Genomic DNA, 278 nt, shown 5'->3' on the forward strand with positions numbered 1-278 from the left:
CCGACAACGTGCGCGAGGCCATCGCGGCTGCCGCCACGGCACGCGCCGAGTGGGCGAGCTGGCGCTGGGAAGACCGCGCGGCGGTGTTCCTGCGCGCGGCCGAGTTGCTGACCACCACGTGGCGCGACACGCTGCTTGCGGCCACCATGCTGGGTCAGGCCAAGACGGTGCACCAGGCGGAAATCGACGCCACCTGCGAGCTCATCGACTTCTGGCGCTTCAACGTGCAGTTCGCGCAGGAGCTCTATGCCGAGCAGCCATTGTCGGACCACAGCATG

The 278-nt window shown here is 68.7% G+C and carries 1 protein-coding gene; it reads left to right on the forward strand.

Translation table 11 applies throughout. The features are described from left to right. Window positions 1-278 (forward strand): aldehyde dehydrogenase family protein (locus ACS2QP_RS27590; protein WP_438883037.1); only part of this gene is annotated, 278 nt, incomplete at both ends.

Origin of the sequence: Bacillus cereus group sp. Bce019 (assembly GCF_051781745.1) — a bacterium.
GTDB classification, from domain to species: domain Bacteria; phylum Bacillota; class Bacilli; order Bacillales; family Bacillaceae_G; genus Bacillus_A; species Bacillus_A cereus.